Origin of the sequence: Listeria rocourtiae subsp. hofi, from assembly GCF_963575615.1 — a bacterium.
GTDB classification, from domain to species: domain Bacteria; phylum Bacillota; class Bacilli; order Lactobacillales; family Listeriaceae; genus Listeria_A; species Listeria_A hofi.
Genome location: NZ_CAUYTL010000004.1, coordinates 14,581 through 31,394 on the forward strand (window position 1 = coordinate 14,581; position 16,814 = coordinate 31,394).

Genomic DNA, 16,814 nt, shown 5'->3' on the forward strand with positions numbered 1-16,814 from the left:
CCTCGAAAATAAAATCAGTCTAAAGGAGTATTTTTAGTGAGCAAAAAAAGGAATTTAACGAAAGAAAAGATTATTCTGGCCTCCTTAGAAGTTTTGCAGAAAAATGGTATGCAACATTTGTCGATGCGCAAAGTAGCTGAGGCGATGGGTGTCCAAGCACCAGCGCTTTATTGGCACTTCAAGAACAAACAAGATTTGCTTCAAGGTTTAGCAAGCTACATCTCGTCCCAAATTGAACTTCCCGATTCAAAGCTCTCTTGGCAAGAAAAAGCTCGCTTTCTTGCGATACAAAGCCATGATGCGATGCGTGAAATTCCTGACGGTGCGGAGATCATGATGAAAACAATTCCAATCGATACCCACCGTCTACAGATGATTGATTGCTTATTTGTCGCATTTTTAGACGCAGGTTTTACGGAAGATCAAACATTGGCATTGTGCAATTTAATCGATAATTATGTGACCGGAATTGCGATAGATGAATCGTCACAAGACCGAACGCTACAAGAAGTCGGGCCTGACAAAATACACGGCCTTTTTGCCTCAATGTTTGAACGTGAAGATACGCAACATTTAAAAGTACTGCCAGCTATGAAAAAATATGCGGAGTCCGAAAACCGTTTTGATCTGAACTTTTTATTTGGATTAGATGTTATTATTGCAGGTGCTGAGAAATTGCTGGCATCAAATGAAGGAGTGTGACCTATGCGTGAAGATAAATTATTACAAGGAGCGCGCGTTTTTTTGCGTCCATTAAACGCCAATGACCAAGATACATACTACACGATGTTTTTCAACAATGATGTGCGGCGACTAACAGGAACAAAACAAGCATTTACGTACGCTCAAATCGAGAATTATATCGCGAATAAATGGAAAGATAGTAGTGCAGTGCTTCTCTTAATTTGTTTGCAAGAAACCGAAGAAATCATCGGTGACATTGCACTACAAGATATCGACACGACAAACCGTAACGCCAACATCCGTATCGCCATTGGGAAAGTGGAACATCAAAGTAAAGGCTATGGCTCTGAAGCAATGCGGCTCATGCTCGATTACGGGTTTGGTATTTTAAATTTACATCGCATAGAACTAAACCTATTCGACTTCAACAAGCAAGCTGCCCGCGCCTATGAAAAAGTCGGGTTCAAAATCGAAGGCATACAACGTGAAGCGCTATTTTACGACCATGCCTACCACGATTCGATTTTAATGAGTATGCTAGCCCACGAATATCGTGATAAATACTTGAAATAACAAAAAAAGACGAGCCTGGAACAAAACTCATTTTCATGCAAAATAAGCAAGATATCACACGTCCTTTTTCGAGTAGGATGTGAGTCTTGCTTAACACAAATCGAGCGAAAGCGTTTGTATTCAGGGGATTTGGTGGAATGAGGATGGCAAACTCATTCCATTCCTTTGCATGGGGAGGAGATTCTATCTCCGACCATGTGAGAAGTTAAGCGAAACTTTCTTGTGTAGTAGAACCGCTCGATTGCTCGCCATCCTTATTCTAAATATCCTGAAAGAACGTCTATTCGCAATGCGCATAGGTGTATTGGGACTGTGGTGTATCATTGTGTTCGAACAGTCACTGGTGGATTACATGTTCGCTTTGCTCACATGTATATTGGGACTGTAACTCATTTCATTCGAACAGTCCCAACAATGCGAGCGCTTGTCGCCGATTTATATGTCCCAAACCGATCTTTTTGTCGTTTAACGCTTTCTACGTGTGTACAGAATCGTTATAAGCGACGTACCAAGAATCAAAAATCCACCGGTAAACAGGTATAACCATGTATCTAAATCACCGGTATTCGGCAATTTGGTGTTATTTTTTAATGTCGTTGTATGAGTCACCTTTGTGTTGTTACTATGATTCATTGGCGTTGATATATTCGTATCCGGTTTAGTTGGCTTGTCTGGGATAATTGGCTTGTCTGGCTTCGTTGGTGGTATAACAATTTTTGCATCTGTTACGACTAATGTCACTGGTTTTGTGCTTAGCTCTGGAATTGTCACTTTTTTAGGCTCTGGATCAATCGTGTAACCTTTTGGTGGTATCACTTCCTTCACTTGATAGTCGCCAGGAGAAAGTTTAGGGAAATGAATTTTACCATCTGCTTCTGTTGTTCCCTTACCAACTACATTTTGATTCGCGTCTAAAATGTTATAAGTTGCGCCTTTTAGTGAAATTTTATCATCATCACGATCAACTTTATGCACGATGACGCTTCCGAAATCTTTGTCATTTGTCATCGTAACTTCTGCGACTGCAGCTTGGTTCATTTCTATCGTGAACGGTATCTTCTTGTCGTTAAGCCAATATCCTTTTGGCGCTATTTTTTCTTGGAAGTAATAGTTTCCTGGAGCAAGTTCCGTGACACCGAGCTCGCCTAATTCATTACTTACTAGATTTTGCTCGAGTAGCGTTCCATTCTCTGTGTATAGCTCAAATACCGCTCCTGCAAGTCTTGCTTTCGTTTCTGCATCCATTTTCGTTAATTTAACAGAACCAGGAATAAGCGTATTTGGCATATCTACTTCTACCTCCTCTTGCTGTGATGGAACAATCGTGAAGGCTACAGGAGTTGAATCGAGCTCATATCCTATTGGTGCTCTTGTTTCTACAAACTGATAATCTCCCGGCGGTAAATCTCGCGTTTCAATTTCGCCATCTTCATTCGTCGTTAAATCTGTTTGTATCGTATTTCCATTCTTGTCCTCCACCTTGAAAACTGCACCAAATAAGTGATTATCATGATTGACACTATCTTCTTTTACCAACATTGCTTTCCCGCGCATTAGTTCATTCACATAATTAATCGTCAACGTCTGTTCCTGTCCTCTTGCAACTGTAAATTTAATCGGCGTTGTCGGTAATTGATAATGCTTCGGTGCCTGTACTTCCATTAATTCATAATCGCCTGGCGCTAGGTTATCAATGTAGATATCACCATTTTCATCCGTCGGTACAGTGTCTCCAAGTGAGATATCCTTACCTAGTGATTTAAGTCTAAATTTCGCCCCCAGCAAACTTATGTTTAAGTTCACGCTATCCGCTTTATGCAAGCGAATTGAACCCGGCACAAGCGTATTTGTCACTGTTAAATAAATGCCTTCCTTCTGCGCTTTTACAATTGTGAATGGTATCGGGGTCGCATCTAATTGATAATATTGCGGTGCTGCTGTTTCTTGTAAAATATAATCACCCGGATCAAGTTCAGGAATCGTTATTTTGCCGAAAACATCCGTTGTTAAATTCTCTTGTAGCAAGTTACCTTCCTTATCCGTTAACTTAAAGACAGCTCCCGGCAAAGCTTCCCCTGAGACATTATCCGTTTTATCAAGCGTTACCGTCCCCGGAATAATCTTATCAAACGCCTCCACAGATACCGGTTCTTGCTGTCCTTTTACAATCGTAAATGGTATTGGAGTTGCATCTAAATAATAGCCAGCCGGTGCTTCTGTTTCAATAAACGAATAATTGCCCGGCGCCAAATCAGTCACGTGAATCAGTCCGTCTACATCCCCAACAAGGTTATCGACCACAAGCGCCCCTTCACTATCGACCACTTTAAAAATAGCTCCAGATAGCGGTGTGTTCGTTTTCTTATCTAGTTTCGTGAGGACAATGCCACCTTTTGTTAACGTATTCGTCGCCGTCACCTGCGCAATATCTTGTTGCGATTTTGTAATGGTAAAAGGAATTGGTGTCGTATCGAGAATATAACCAAATGGCGCAGCAGTCTCGACAAACTTGTAATCGCCAGGTGCCAAATCTCCTGTTGTGATAACGCCATCCTCGTCCGTTACAAGACCTGATTGCACGACATCACCTTGTGCATCTTGGACATCAAACGTTGCCCCTTCTATCATGAGAAGTGAATTCACACTATCGCTTTTCGTCAAGCTAGCTTTTCCTTTGAGTAACGTATTCGTATAAGAAAGCGTCAATGTCGTTTCTTGCCCTTTCACGATGGTAAACGAAATCGGTGTCGTCGGTAATTGATAATCCGCTGGTGCCGTTGTTTCCATCAGCTCGTAATCACCCGGCGCCAAATTATCAATATAAAGTTTACCGTTTGCATCTGTTGCAACTGTTTCACCTAAATCCGTATCTGTCGTCACGTATTTCAAGTCGAATTTCGCGCCAGCCAGATTAGCCGTCGTATCGATATCATCCGTTTTATGCAAACTTACAGCACCAGTTAGCAACGTATTGGTAGCTTCTAATTGCACCGCGGCTTGTTGCGCTTTTACAATCGTAAACGGAATCAAAGTACTATCCAATTGGTAATATTGTGGCGCTTTTGTTTCCTGCAATGCATAATCGCCAGGATCAAGGTCAGGAATCGTTATTTTGCCAAACGCATCTGTCACCAAATCCTCTTGTAGCGTATTTCCTTCACCATCCAGTAACTTGTAAACAGCTCCTGGTAACGCCTCACCCGACACATCATCTGTTTTTGATAACGTCACTGTCCCCGGAATAATTTTATTCGGCGCACTCACCGTTACAGCTTCATGTTGCCCTTTTGTAATCGTAAATGGAATCGGCGTTGCGTTTAAATAATAACCCGTCGGTGCTTCCGTCTCGATGAATTCATAATCACCTGGTGCCAAATCGTTCACACGTATCACACCATCCGATTCTCCGACAAGATTCTCCTGCACTAAATCCCCATCACTATCTACCAATTTAAAAGTAGCCCCGGCCAGCGGTGTATTCGTTTTCTGATCCAATTTTGTAAGAATAACATCACCCGGTGTAAGCACATTACTCGCGTCCACCTTTACCGCACCAATCTGCGACTTCCCAATCGTAAACGGAATCGGCGTATCATCTAAAATATAACCAAATGGCGCTTTCGTTTCTACAAACGTATAGTCCCCAGGTGCCAAATCCTTCGTCGTAATGACACCATCCTCATCCGTTACTAATCCAGTTTGAACTACCGTGCCCTCATCATCAAGCACATCAAATGTCGCATCAGGAACCAGAATTAACGGATTCACACTATCATGCTTTGTCAACTGCGCCTTGCCCTTAATCAATTCATTTGTATAATTCACATCTAGCGCAGTCGTCTGATTCTTAACAATCGTAAAGTGATATGCGCTCGTTGGCAATTGATAATCCGCTGGTGCCGTCGTTTCCATTAAGTCGTACTCACCTGGTGCTAAACCATCGATATACAGCACACCATCTCCATCAACCGCAACAGATGCTCGGACGATATTACCCGTCACACTCGATTTCAACTCAAAAATTGCACCTGCCAGTTTTTGCGCAGCATTCACACTATCCACTTTATGCAACCGAATCGCACCAGTCTTCAACGTATTAACAGCCGTCAGCTCCAACGCCTGTTGTTGCGCAAGCGTGATCGTAAATGAAATCGGCGTACTATTCAACTGATAACCCGTTGGTGCCCCTGTCTCCACTAATGAATAATTCCCCGGATCAAGGTCCCCGATAGTCAACACCCCAGAAGCATTCGTGACAAGTCCTGTTTGTAACTCATTTTGATTGGCATCCAATAATTTAAAAGTCGCACCGGCTAGCGTTTCCCCAGACACATCAGCCTTCTTCGTCAAAATAACCGTGCCTGGAATCACCTTATCTAGCGCTGTCAGAGACACTTCTTGCATTTGCGACTTCACAATTGTGAACGGTATCGGAGTCGCGTCCAAATAATAACCCGTCGGCGCGGTCTTCTCAACAAATTGATACGATCCAGGCGCTAAATTCGTCACATGAATCACACCAGACGCATTGCTTGTTAAATTATCCTGCACTACTTCCCCAGTACTTTTTTGCAACGTGAAAACTGCTCCTTGCAGCGCTAATAAAGACTTCTTATCCTTCTTTGTTAGCGTAACGCCACCCGTTTTCAACGTATTCGTCTTCGTTTTAGTCACGATATTCGTCGAACCCGTAGCTTTTGATATCGTAATCGGAATTGGCGTTGCATCTAACTGATAATCCGTTGGTGCTGTCGTTTCAACCAGCGTATAGTTTCCAAGTGGTAAATTCGGAATATCCAGTTTCCCTTGAATATTCGTTGTCAACCCAGTCTGCACTGTTGCACCCGCACTATTTAGTAACTTAAACACCGCGCCAGCTAGCGGAACATGTGTGACACTGTCCTCTTTCGTCAGCGAAATCGTACCTGGAATAAGTGAATCATAGGCACTTACCGCAACCGCCGTCGTCTGTTTCGCAGCAATCGTAAAAGTAACAGGCGTCGAGTTCAACTGATAACCCGTTGGTGGTGTCACCTCAACAAAGGAATAGTTGCCAGCCTGTAGGTTTGTCACTTTAATTTTTCCAGTCGCATCTGTTGTCAAATTGTCCTGCACCACAACATTGCCTTTTTTCAACTGATAAACCGCACCAGCCAAGGCTGTCGTAGTACTTGTTTGGTATTTCGTCAGCGTCACTTCTCCAACAAAAAGACTATTTTTAACCGTCACCGCTTTTGTTGGCGTCGCGATATTTACTGCCATTCCCGTTTCAAGCGAATCAGAAATAACATATCCATTAGGCGCAACACTTTCTTTAATAATATAGTTCCCGTACCGCAAAGCTCCGAAAACAACTTGACCATTACTATCCGAAACACCCGAACGTAAAACCACTGTTCCCGTTGAGTCGTAAAGCGCTAAACTTGCACCAGCAAGTGGCGTCGTTCCAATGTCTGTCTTCGTTACTGTAATCGTACCACGAACACCGGTCCCACTACCGCCGCCATCCGTCACTTTTACAACGACATTCGATACCGTCTGCACTTGCTCCGTCGTGATGTTAGCTCCAGCAAGTTTTATCGTATTACTTACCGTTTCTTGATTATTCGCATCGATAAAAGAGCTATACTTCAAAATATAAGCTGACGTAATCGTATTGGCAAACGTAATTTTAAAAGTCTGCGCTCCTGTCGTGTTATTTGTCGTAATATCCAGCCTATAGTCCTGTCCTTGAACGAGTTCTGCCCCTTGCGTCAACGTTCCATTCACAGCCACAACTGTTTTGTATAGATGAAACGAAGCAGGAATCAACACTTGATTGCTCGTCGGCGTGTCTAAAATAGTTGCATTCGAAACAGTAGACTGCCCTGGATTAATCGTAGCCGTCCAATCAATATTCGCCCCATTTTGCGTCCCCGTTTTGCCAACATAAGTCCCACCGCTCGGAATATTCACATTGCCAGTCCAAGAACCAAAATTTTGTGCTCCATCTTTTAGTGTTGCGGTATTCGTATACGTACCAACAATCAGCTTATCTGCCAAACTTGTTTTATACGTAATATAATACGCCGTCTGAATGCTATGCTTGAAATGAACCGTAATAACACCGCCAGTCATATCCAACGTATATTCACTACTCGGCACAAGACCACCGTCCGTATAACTATTCTGTCCCGTACCAAGCGTCATCTTATGCACTTCAATTGTATTTGGCAACAACGTCTGATTTGGCGTCACCGTATCCGTAAAAATCGGATCATCCACAGGCAGCAAATTGTAGTTCATGCCAACCGTCCACGTTATCTCCTTCTTCTGTGCATCATAAGTTCCTGACTTAAAGCCATTGTTCTTCGTATAATCACCCGGATTCACGTTGACAACGACCGAACTCGTCTCATCCCCATTTATTTCCACCCAAGCAATCGAGGCCACATTTTCAAAGTTATTCGGTGCCGTCACCTCCGAATAGTTAAACGATGTACTGTAAGTTAGCCTCAGCGTATGCGTCATGTTCGTCTCATAATTACCAATTAAATCAATCGTAAACCCTTTACCATCCGCATATTCTGTTAAAATATAGTCCACACCCGGAACTAAAACACTGTTTGCATTATTCAAATCTATCAACCTAACCGTACTCGGAATCAAGGTCAACCCATCCGAAGTAAAACGGTCCTTAATAAAGACATGATTCATAATATAGTTATTGTTATTAATCACTTGTTGCCATTGCATAACCTTCGTACTATAGTTTGTATTCGTCACCGTTTTGCTAATATTTCCTTGCGTTACATTCCTCGTTGAACTTGTAGATGTCGTTGTCGAACCATTTGGCGTTGTCACTGAATTAACAACACTAAGATTCGCCGTAATTAGGCTCGTCGGTGTCGTATCATACGTAATTACATACGCCCCGGTAATCGCCTGATTAAACTGTAAATTGAAACCATTTTGTGTCGGAGTCGATGTCGGTGTTACCGTATAGGCACTAGCTGGCACCGTACTTCCAACCGTTGCTACCCCAGCCCCGTCAATGCTCACATTTTTAACAACGATAGAACCGGGAACCAATCCATACGAATTCGTAAATAAATCGCGAATAATCGCATTAGGTTGCGTGATAGACGCCGTATCATAATTATAATTAATCGTCCAAGAAATTTTCTGGGTCTTGGAATCATACGTACTTGACTTATTCAAGCGCTTCCCACGATTAATCGGCACTGTAGAAGAAGCACTGACCGCCGCATTATTCGTACTTGTTAAAGTTGCCGTATTCGTAAAAGAAGTTTTCGTCAAATCCGTAATTGTCGTTGTGTATCTCACCTCATAAGCCTTAATACTGCTATCCGCAAAATCAATCTCCAATGTATTATTGGCATTAGTCACAATTGTATATTCTGACGGATCAGCCAGTGCTCCGAGCGAGTTCGTCCCGTTCGTAAAAACATTCAACTTATAAACTTGAATCGAAGTTGGCTCCAATGAAAGTCCTGCTTGAATCGGATCTTTCAAAATACTCTTTTTCAATAATTTCTGATTCCCATTCACTTGCACCCGCCAGTTAATCGAAGTCGGATTATATGTGGCATTCGCCGTTCCAGCTTTCGTAATACTTGACCCACCACTCGGCACGAAATTCAACGTAAAAGTAGCACCTTCATCTACAGGGAAAGTAACCGTTTTCGTCGTAATCCCGATAATTTGCTGTTGGTCAAAATACGTATTAAAATGCACTTCTCCTTGCACATTCGATGACGTCTCCGCATTTTCATTAAATGTCAAAACAACTGTGTGATCCGGCTTAGCAACAAATGTTCCATAATCTCCAAGCGTCCCTGTAATCGGGCTATTAATCGCAAAAAGCGTTGGAATCGTAAATGTATAAGTATCCCCATTCCTCACGTTTAAAGAATCTGGCAGTGCCCAATTAACTTGAATCCTCGCCTGTGAATCAATTGTTGGTCGGTTTTCATCCGTAAATGGATTTCCACTCAAATCCGTTAAAACAACACCTGTCAAAATATTGGATTGAATAGCTGTCCCCTCAACAGAAGCTATCGATGCATTGGATTTAGATTTGGCTGTTACATCCTTCTCTGTTCCCTTTTCAGGCTCTTTCTTAGTATCCTCTGCCGGCTCTTTTGTAACCTCAGTCCCTTTCGTTTCATCTTGTAAAAGTGGAATTTGAATCGCTACTAATTGTGTACCTAAATCAAAAGAAAGCGGTAATAGCTTCTCTTTTGTGTCACTTTTTAATGTAGCATGTAGCACAACTTCCCCTTTCTGATCTGTTGTAAAATCCTTTGCATTATCATTAAATTTCAGATGTAGTTTATGCGTGGCATTATCGGCTGTAATGGTACCGTATGTCTTACCATCAATCTGGAAATCCTCACTCAAGTCCTTTTCCAGAATAACACCTTCTGGAATCGTCAAATAAACCTCCTTGCCAGCCAAATTATCCCCACTAACAAGCGACCAGCCGTATCGAATATCCACTTTGCTCTTTTCCAACTGTAATGGTTTTGAATCCGCCGTGATTACCTTTCCATTCTCATCGCCAATAATAACGCTCGTAAAAAAGTCCTTTTCTACAGATTCCAAACTTTTAGATTGAGCTGGAATCGCCGTCAAAACCGTGAACGCTACCAACATGAAAGCAAGTACCGATGCAAGTGTCCTTTTCATCATTTTATCCCCCTCTTTATCTAACAAAAACACAGCTACCATTCTCAGAGGAAAGCAGAACTAGCCCTCTATCGGATCACATTTATGTATTGAAGTAAGCATAACTTTTGTTAGTAAAATTACCTAATAAGCATCTTTTTTCACAAAAAGTTACTCTAGAGTTACTAAATACCACTATATACTATTTCAAAACACATATTTCACTTTTATATGGTAAATGTATCTATATTTTAACGAAAAAATGTTTACAAAACGCATGAAATAAGACATAAATAAGATTATTCCCGTTTTTAAAAATATTTTTCAATAAAGTCAATAAGCCTTTTAATTTATATTTATTTTCCATTTTAAGCAAAAAAAGAGCAGGGATTAACATAAAAAATCCCTGCTCTTTTCTACTAATCATTCATTTTTTGAGAACTGAGCATCATGCAAATTGCGGTACGCGCCTTTTTTCGCAATCAACTCCTCATGAGTTCCTTGCTCTGCAATACCCGACTCATTTACAACAATAATCCGATCTGCATGTTTAATCGTTGCCAAGCGATGCGCGATAATCAATGTCGTTCTGCCTTTTGCCAGTTCATCTAACGACTGCTGTATAACAAGTTCCGTCTCTGTATCAAGCGCTGATGTTGCCTCATCTAAAATCAAAATTGGTGGGTTTTTCAAGAACATCCGTGCAATCGCAAGTCGCTGCTTCTGACCACCAGAAAGCTTCACACCACGCTCACCGATAATCGTATCCAGCCCATTTGACATCTCATCTACAACCTTTTCTAAATGCGCTAACTTCACCACATACAAAATCTCCTCGTCCGTTGCATCTAATTTTCCATATGCGATGTTCTCCCGAATTGATCCCGAAAACAAGAACACATCTTGCTGTACAACACCGATTTGCGCCCTTAACGAAGCAAGCGTCATCGATTGAATATCCATCCCATCAATCAAAATCGCACCGTCTGTCACATCATAAAAACGCGGCAACAAGTTACAAATTGTTGTTTTCCCAGCCCCAGAAGGTCCAACAAATGCAACCGTCTCGCCCGCCTTCACCTCTAACTCAATCCCATTCAGCACTGTTTTTCCAGAATCATATTGGAATGACACATGTTTATATTGGATATCGCCATGCAAGTGCTCGACATTTGTTGCATCTACACGATCCACAATCGTCGGCTCTGTATCAATCACATCGATAAATCGCTTAAATCCAGCAATCCCTTTCGGATAACTCTCAATCACCGCATTAAACTTCTCAATCGGTCGCATAAACACATTCGTCAGCAAAATAAAACTTACAAATTGCCCATACGAAATCTCATCATTAATCACAAAATATGACCCAAAAAAAAGCGCAAATAACGTAATCAGTCTCATCAAAAAGTAGTTAAATGAGAAACTAAATCCCATAACCTTATAAAACATCAATTTCGACCTACGATACGTCTCGTTCAATAAACCAAAACGTTCCCGTTCAAAGCCTTCATTAGCAAACGCCTGAACCACTCGCACACCACTAATCGCATTCTCAACACCTGCATTAAAACTACCTAAATCCTTAAAAATTTGCGTATTGACACCCGTCATTTTTTTATTGAACGCAATAATCAACACACCCAAAATCGGTACAAGTATAATTGTCATCACCGCAAGTTTCACGTTAATCGTCATCATCAATAAAAACGCCCCAACAAGCGACATAATCGAAATAAAAATATCCTCTGGTCCATGATGCGCCACTTCGCCAATTTCAAACAAATCCGTCGTCATCCGCGACATCAATTTCCCCGTTTTTTGATTATCATAATACTCAAATGGTTGCTTCTGCAAATGTGCAAACAAATCCCGCCGCATATCCGTCTCGATATTAAGCCCCAACATATGTCCCCAATACGTCACAATATACTGCATGAACATATTTAAAAAATAAAAAAACAACAATGCCAAAGCCGCTGTGACAATCAAACCCCAGTCCTTATTTGGCAACAATTTATCAATTACTTGATTCACTGCCACTGGAAACGCTAACTCCAGAAGCGCCGCAATTACCGCACAACCAAAATCAACTATAAATAAAAGCTTATAAGGCCTGTAATAACCAAAAAAACGTCTCAACAAAGTAAATCTCCCCCTTCACAGAAATTCTATTATATCAAAAAAATCGGAATCCGCCTAGATGATAACGATTCTCAACGAAAAAAAGTTCCCATTTTCATGAGAACTCATCCTTGTTCACTTATTTCCACCCAATTGCCGATTTTTTCGCCGCCCGAAAGGAATCATCGCAATCGCGCCAAAAATTGTACAACTATAATACGTAATCAAACGCCATAATATCAAACCAATCACCAATTTATCCGGACTAAGCACCATACCGAAAAATGATGTGAAACTATACTCCGCACCACCACTGCCACCAGGTGTCGGAATCGATGACGATAGCTTCATCACAAACGCATGATATGTCATCACCGTCAACAAGCCAACATCTGTCACGCCCATGCTCAATAAAACAAAATAGGGAATACTCAAATAAAACAACAATTGTAAAACCGTATATGCTGTGCATTCCCAAATCAGACGTTTATCCCCGCTAAAACGCAAGCTCTCCTCATGAAATGAAGCAATCTTACTGTCCGCATTTTCACGAATCCCTTCACGCTTTTCCTTTTTAACGAATAAAAGTGCAGGCTTCAAAAGAATATGCACAATCACAGACGCCACTCGTTCACTTTTTGCCACTATAATCAATCCTATAATAACAACCAAATTAATAACAAAGCCAATTAGAATCAAATATTTAATCTCGAACGTCGTATGCCCCAATAATGGAAAACCAACAATCAGAAAGAAAATAAACGTTGCGACAATCATCGCCTGATAAATAATAAACTTAATCAGTAAAACCGAGCTCGCCAATCCAATATCAATTTTCCGCCGTGTCAATAAATAGAGCTGTGCCGGCTGCCCACCACTCGCAAACGGCGTCACCGAATTAAAGAATTGGCCAATCATCGTGATTCGAAATGACGTCCTGAGCTTCAATGTCGAATCAGCCTGCTTTGCAAAACGATGCAACACAAGCGATTCCAACCACCAGTATAAAAACATCGCCAAACAAGCTATTCCAATGTAAATCAAATTCACATGCCTCAGTACATCAATAACCGTACTCCACTTCACATCTTTAAATTGGAAATAAATGAACCCAACGCTAATCGCAACGACTAGCAAAATACTCATTACATGCCGGCTCGTACTTTTGCTCATCAACCTCTATCCTTTCAAAAGCCCATCATAAAATTCCTGCCATAATCCTGTTAGCCTGGCTTCTGAATAATACGTCGCACCTTTTTTAGCACCCTCTTTAGCCACTTCTAAATACGCACCATCTGTTGCCATCCGTTCTAACTGCGCCTTAAAACCAGCTACATCAGAGGCCTCGATATAATTACCCGCGAGAATTCCCTCGTAAAGCTCCAAATCACGAAGTAAAACCGAAAGTCCGCTACTCATACCTTCCAAAATCGCCATCGGGAACAGCTCATTAAACGACGGCAAGAATAGTACATCGGCCATATTATAATAAGTATTCATATCCTCACGCTCAACGATTCCAGGAAACTGCACATTCGCAGGCGGATGATCATAAATCTCTTTCAACTCTTTATAACCGGCTGTAATTTTCCCGAACGAAAAACCACCAGCCCAAATAAACTGCATCTCCGGCAACTGTTTCGCAACTTCAATAAAATCAAGTACACCTTTACGATGCTGCACTTGCCCAACTCCAATCGCCACAAACGCATCTGGCGCGATACCATGTTGCTCACGCAGACTCACTTTTTCATCTGTTGCCATTGGATAAAATGTATTCGCAGACACAAAATTCGGAATGTACTTAATCTTCTCCTCTGGTATACCATATGCGATTAACTGCGGTATAAACGACGGATTTACCACGACAAGCACGTCCATTCGCTTATAAAAAAGAATCACATACGTATAAAAAATTTTTTTCGCAATCCAAGGTAACTTCAAACTCTCATCCAATGTCTCCGGCAAAAAATGCACGTAGCCAACCATCACACCACGCCTTTTTTTCGCAAACGTTGATAAAAAGAATGGAAAATCAATCGTATGATAGTGGGTTATCTCAGATTTACGATATGTATTAATAGCCACGTCGTACTTATCCGCATGATGCGTCGTCATTAAATTAATTAATTCTCGGTAAGCAGAAGCTACCCCCTGTCCTTTTACCTTTTCCGCAGAGGATAGCATCGTAATTCTATTCATGATATTTTCTCACTTTCTTCTCTCGTTTTTGCAGAACCGCCGCCGGAATACTTAAAACATAATTGTTAACCGTGTACTGATCAAGTGGTTCATATGTCCTTTCTCCATCTACCCAGCCATAATTCTCGCATATTTCCATATACAGTTGCTCTACATTCGCACCAAATCGTTCCGCCGAAAAACTACCGATGTGTTGTAACGCTTGAGCCACCAATCGATTCGCTACCTCAGGCTGTTGTAACATATCACATATCACCCCAGGTAACTCCCAATCAGCTCTAAAACTACGACCTGTTTTCCGATTCAAAATCAGGTTTTCGTTACTCCGATCTGCTTTTGCAATCACCGGAATGCCAGAAGCCATCGCCTCAATATACGTCATACCTTGCGTTTCAGATGTCGACGCACTTACAAATACATCTCCTAGTTGATAAAAACGACCAATTGTTTCCCAATCACGTTCACCTGCAAAGATAACCGATTTAGAAACACCTTCTGTAAACGCCAGCTCCTCAAGCTCCGCACGCGCTGGGCCATCGCCAACGATTAACAATTTTGCATTGGGAACCTCTTCTAAAACACTAGGAAAAGCTCTCACAATAATATCGATACCCTTTTCTTGCGCTACACGTCCGACCGAAACAACAACCTTATCTTCTGGTGAAAGACCAAGTTCAGTCTTTGTCGCTGCTAAATCATCCTTATCAAACCGGTCTGGTCGAAACGACTTAAATTCAGTGCCAGTCGGTATTATCCGAATATGGTTGTTAACACCATAGCGTCTCAGCGACAATTGCACCTTCTCAGTTGGCACAATAACTGTATCCATCGACTCACAAAAAGCACGGCTCAATTTCTGTACAACGCCCTGCCCAATTAGTTTTCCTTTGCCAATATAATGTAAGTAATCCTCATACATCGTGTGATACGTATGCAAAACAGGAAGATCAAATTTCTTTGCCATCTTTTTCCCGATTAGTCCCATTGAAAATTCCGTATGGGTGTGGATAACATCAATTTCTAAGCGTTTAATTAAACGGGCCACCTTTTGTGTTCCCGCCATTGCAATCCGGCGCTCAGGAAAAAACACAAACGGAATACTCGAAAAACGGAATACTTTTCCTTGTTCCGCAACCAAGTCAGCCTGTGGGTCTGAAGTTGTAAATATATATACATTGTGTCCTCGTTTGGTTAACTCTTTTTCCATTGTCTTAATTGATGTCGCTACACCGCTAATCTGCGGAAAAAAAGTATCTGTAAAAATTCCTATGTTCACTGTTTTCGCCTTCCCTCCACACCATGATACAATACCATCGTGCCATTACCCGAGCTTGTTTTTCCAGCCTATTGTCGCTATTAAAAGCGCGTTCTGATACTTATCACAACATACTGGATTCTCTCGTCCATCCTTATTATAACAAAATTCTAGCCAAAAAATCATTTTATTTTTCTATCATGTCGGTACATTTGGCAACTTATATTTACATTATGCAACATTGTTGCATAAATTACCTAGGCCTGTGGTTTGATTTTTTCTAATACCTGCGCCTTTTTTTACGAAAAAATGACTTTTTCAAGAATCTCGATTTTGGGATCTAAGGACATCGCAACAGGACATGATTTTTTAACGAGATGCAGCGCTTTTTCTGCTTTTTCTCGGTTTTCAGGCGCAACTTTTAACGTAAATGTTACTTCGATTTTCTTCAAAACACGAACAGCAGCTTCCTGGTCCTGCTCAAAATCGGCATGGATATTCTCAATCGTGTAATCTATCCGCTTTTTTTCTAAAATGGCATCATACACATAACCGCTACATGCTGCTACGGAAGCAACAGTTGCTTGTGTTGGCGAAAACCCTGTATCACGATTTAACTGCCAATTTCCGTTCTCATGTACCACATCGAATCCGTTCGTACCTCTTACTATATCCATATCCTAATTCCTCCTAATAAACTTCATAATTCTGACCTGTTTGGCCTCCAAGAATGCTTTTCACGAATGCTTGCGCTACCTTTTCAGCAGGCACTGGGTTAAAACCAACAAAAAAGGCTGCATATTTATCCCAAGACTCTTGCAATACATTAGGGCTCACGCTATTAATCCTAATCGAACGCGGCATTTCAATTGCAGCTGATTTAACAAAAGCGCGAATTCCTCCGTTAACCATTGCCGCAGAGGCACCTTGTTTGATTGGATCATCCATCATAATGCCCGTGACAAGCGTAAAACTACCACCATCGTTCAGATGCTCCAATCCTAACAAGACTAAATTCATCTGTCCTTTTAACTTACCTTCAATGGATTGCTCGTTGTTTTCTGGTGTCATCGTCGCAAGCGGCCCGAAGTATGCCGAGCCCGCCGCGACGACTAGCGCATCGATTTTCCCGACCTGCTCATACATCGCTTGAATACTCGTAACTGACGTCATATCTATCACAACATCTGATCCCTTACGACTCGCCGTAATAACCGTGTGTTTCTCCTGCTCCAATTTCGAGACAATCGCTTTTCCAATCGTTCCCGTTGCACCAACTACTAATACCCTCATTTATTATTCCTCC

The 16,814-nt window shown here is 41.5% G+C and carries 9 protein-coding genes; 2 read left to right on the top strand and 7 right to left on the bottom strand.

The window, feature by feature from the left end:
* Window positions 1–36 precede the first annotated feature (36 nt).
* Both R8925_RS03455 and R8925_RS03460 read left to right on the top strand, forming a co-directional pair.
* Window positions 37–702 (top strand): TetR/AcrR family transcriptional regulator C-terminal domain-containing protein, encoded by a 666-nt coding sequence (locus R8925_RS03455; RefSeq protein WP_430534529.1) that lies wholly within the window; start codon window positions 37–39, stop codon window positions 700–702.
* Between the two features lie 3 nt (window positions 703–705).
* Complete coding sequence (locus tag R8925_RS03460; protein WP_430534530.1) at window positions 706–1,257, top strand: GNAT family N-acetyltransferase; 552 nt, start codon at window positions 706–708, stop codon at window positions 1,255–1,257.
* 465 nt (window positions 1,258–1,722) lie between these two features.
* Here the strand turns inward: R8925_RS03460 and R8925_RS03465 are convergent, their stop codons facing one another.
* The 7 genes from R8925_RS03465 to R8925_RS03495 form a co-directional block, all read right to left on the bottom strand.
* The gene (locus R8925_RS03465) at window positions 1,723–9,951 is read right to left on the bottom strand and encodes a SpaA isopeptide-forming pilin-related protein (RefSeq protein WP_430534531.1); all 8,229 of its coding nucleotides are present in this window, start codon (window positions 9,949–9,951) and stop codon (window positions 1,723–1,725) included.
* A gap of 399 nt (window positions 9,952–10,350) precedes the next feature.
* Entirely contained in the window at window positions 10,351–12,072 is a 1,722-nt protein-coding gene (locus R8925_RS03470) for an ABC transporter ATP-binding protein (protein ID WP_430534532.1), read from the bottom strand.
* 114 nt (window positions 12,073–12,186) lie between these two features.
* Window positions 12,187–13,224, bottom strand: a complete 1,038-nt coding sequence (locus R8925_RS03475) for a lysylphosphatidylglycerol synthase transmembrane domain-containing protein (RefSeq protein WP_430534533.1) — start codon at window positions 13,222–13,224, stop codon at window positions 12,187–12,189.
* A 6-nt stretch (window positions 13,225–13,230) separates the two neighbouring features.
* The gene (locus R8925_RS03480) at window positions 13,231–14,253 is read right to left on the bottom strand and encodes a glycosyltransferase family 4 protein (RefSeq protein WP_430534534.1); all 1,023 of its coding nucleotides are present in this window, start codon (window positions 14,251–14,253) and stop codon (window positions 13,231–13,233) included.
* Window positions 14,246–15,529: a glycosyltransferase family 4 protein gene (locus R8925_RS03485; protein ID WP_430534535.1), complete on the bottom strand. Its 1,284-nt coding sequence runs from the start codon at window positions 15,527–15,529 to the stop codon at window positions 14,246–14,248. Before R8925_RS03485 ends, R8925_RS03480 begins: the two co-directional genes overlap by 8 nt.
* 278 nt (window positions 15,530–15,807) lie before the next feature.
* Window positions 15,808–16,185: an OsmC family protein gene (locus tag R8925_RS03490; RefSeq protein ID WP_430534536.1), complete on the bottom strand. Its 378-nt coding sequence runs from the start codon at window positions 16,183–16,185 to the stop codon at window positions 15,808–15,810.
* Between the two features lie 13 nt (window positions 16,186–16,198).
* Window positions 16,199–16,801 carry a short chain dehydrogenase gene (locus R8925_RS03495; protein WP_430534537.1) on the bottom strand — a complete coding sequence of 201 codons (603 nt, stop codon included), beginning with the start codon at window positions 16,799–16,801 and terminating at the stop codon, window positions 16,199–16,201.
* Window positions 16,802–16,814 lie beyond the last annotated feature (13 nt).

Coding starts and splice junctions, on each gene's coding strand:
- R8925_RS03460 (WP_430534530.1), top strand. CDS start 706: ATGCGTGAAGATAAATTATTACAAGGAGCGCGCGTTTTTTTGCGTCCA.
- R8925_RS03465 (WP_430534531.1), bottom strand. CDS start 9,951: ATGATGAAAAGGACACTTGCATCGGTACTTGCTTTCATGTTGGTAGCG.
- R8925_RS03475 (WP_430534533.1), bottom strand. CDS start 13,224: ATGAGCAAAAGTACGAGCCGGCATGTAATGAGTATTTTGCTAGTCGTT.
- R8925_RS03480 (WP_430534534.1), bottom strand. CDS start 14,253: ATGAATAGAATTACGATGCTATCCTCTGCGGAAAAGGTAAAAGGACAG.
- R8925_RS03490 (WP_430534536.1), bottom strand. CDS start 16,185: ATGGATATAGTAAGAGGTACGAACGGATTCGATGTGGTACATGAGAAC.
- R8925_RS03495 (WP_430534537.1), bottom strand. CDS start 16,801: ATGAGGGTATTAGTAGTTGGTGCAACGGGAACGATTGGAAAAGCGATT.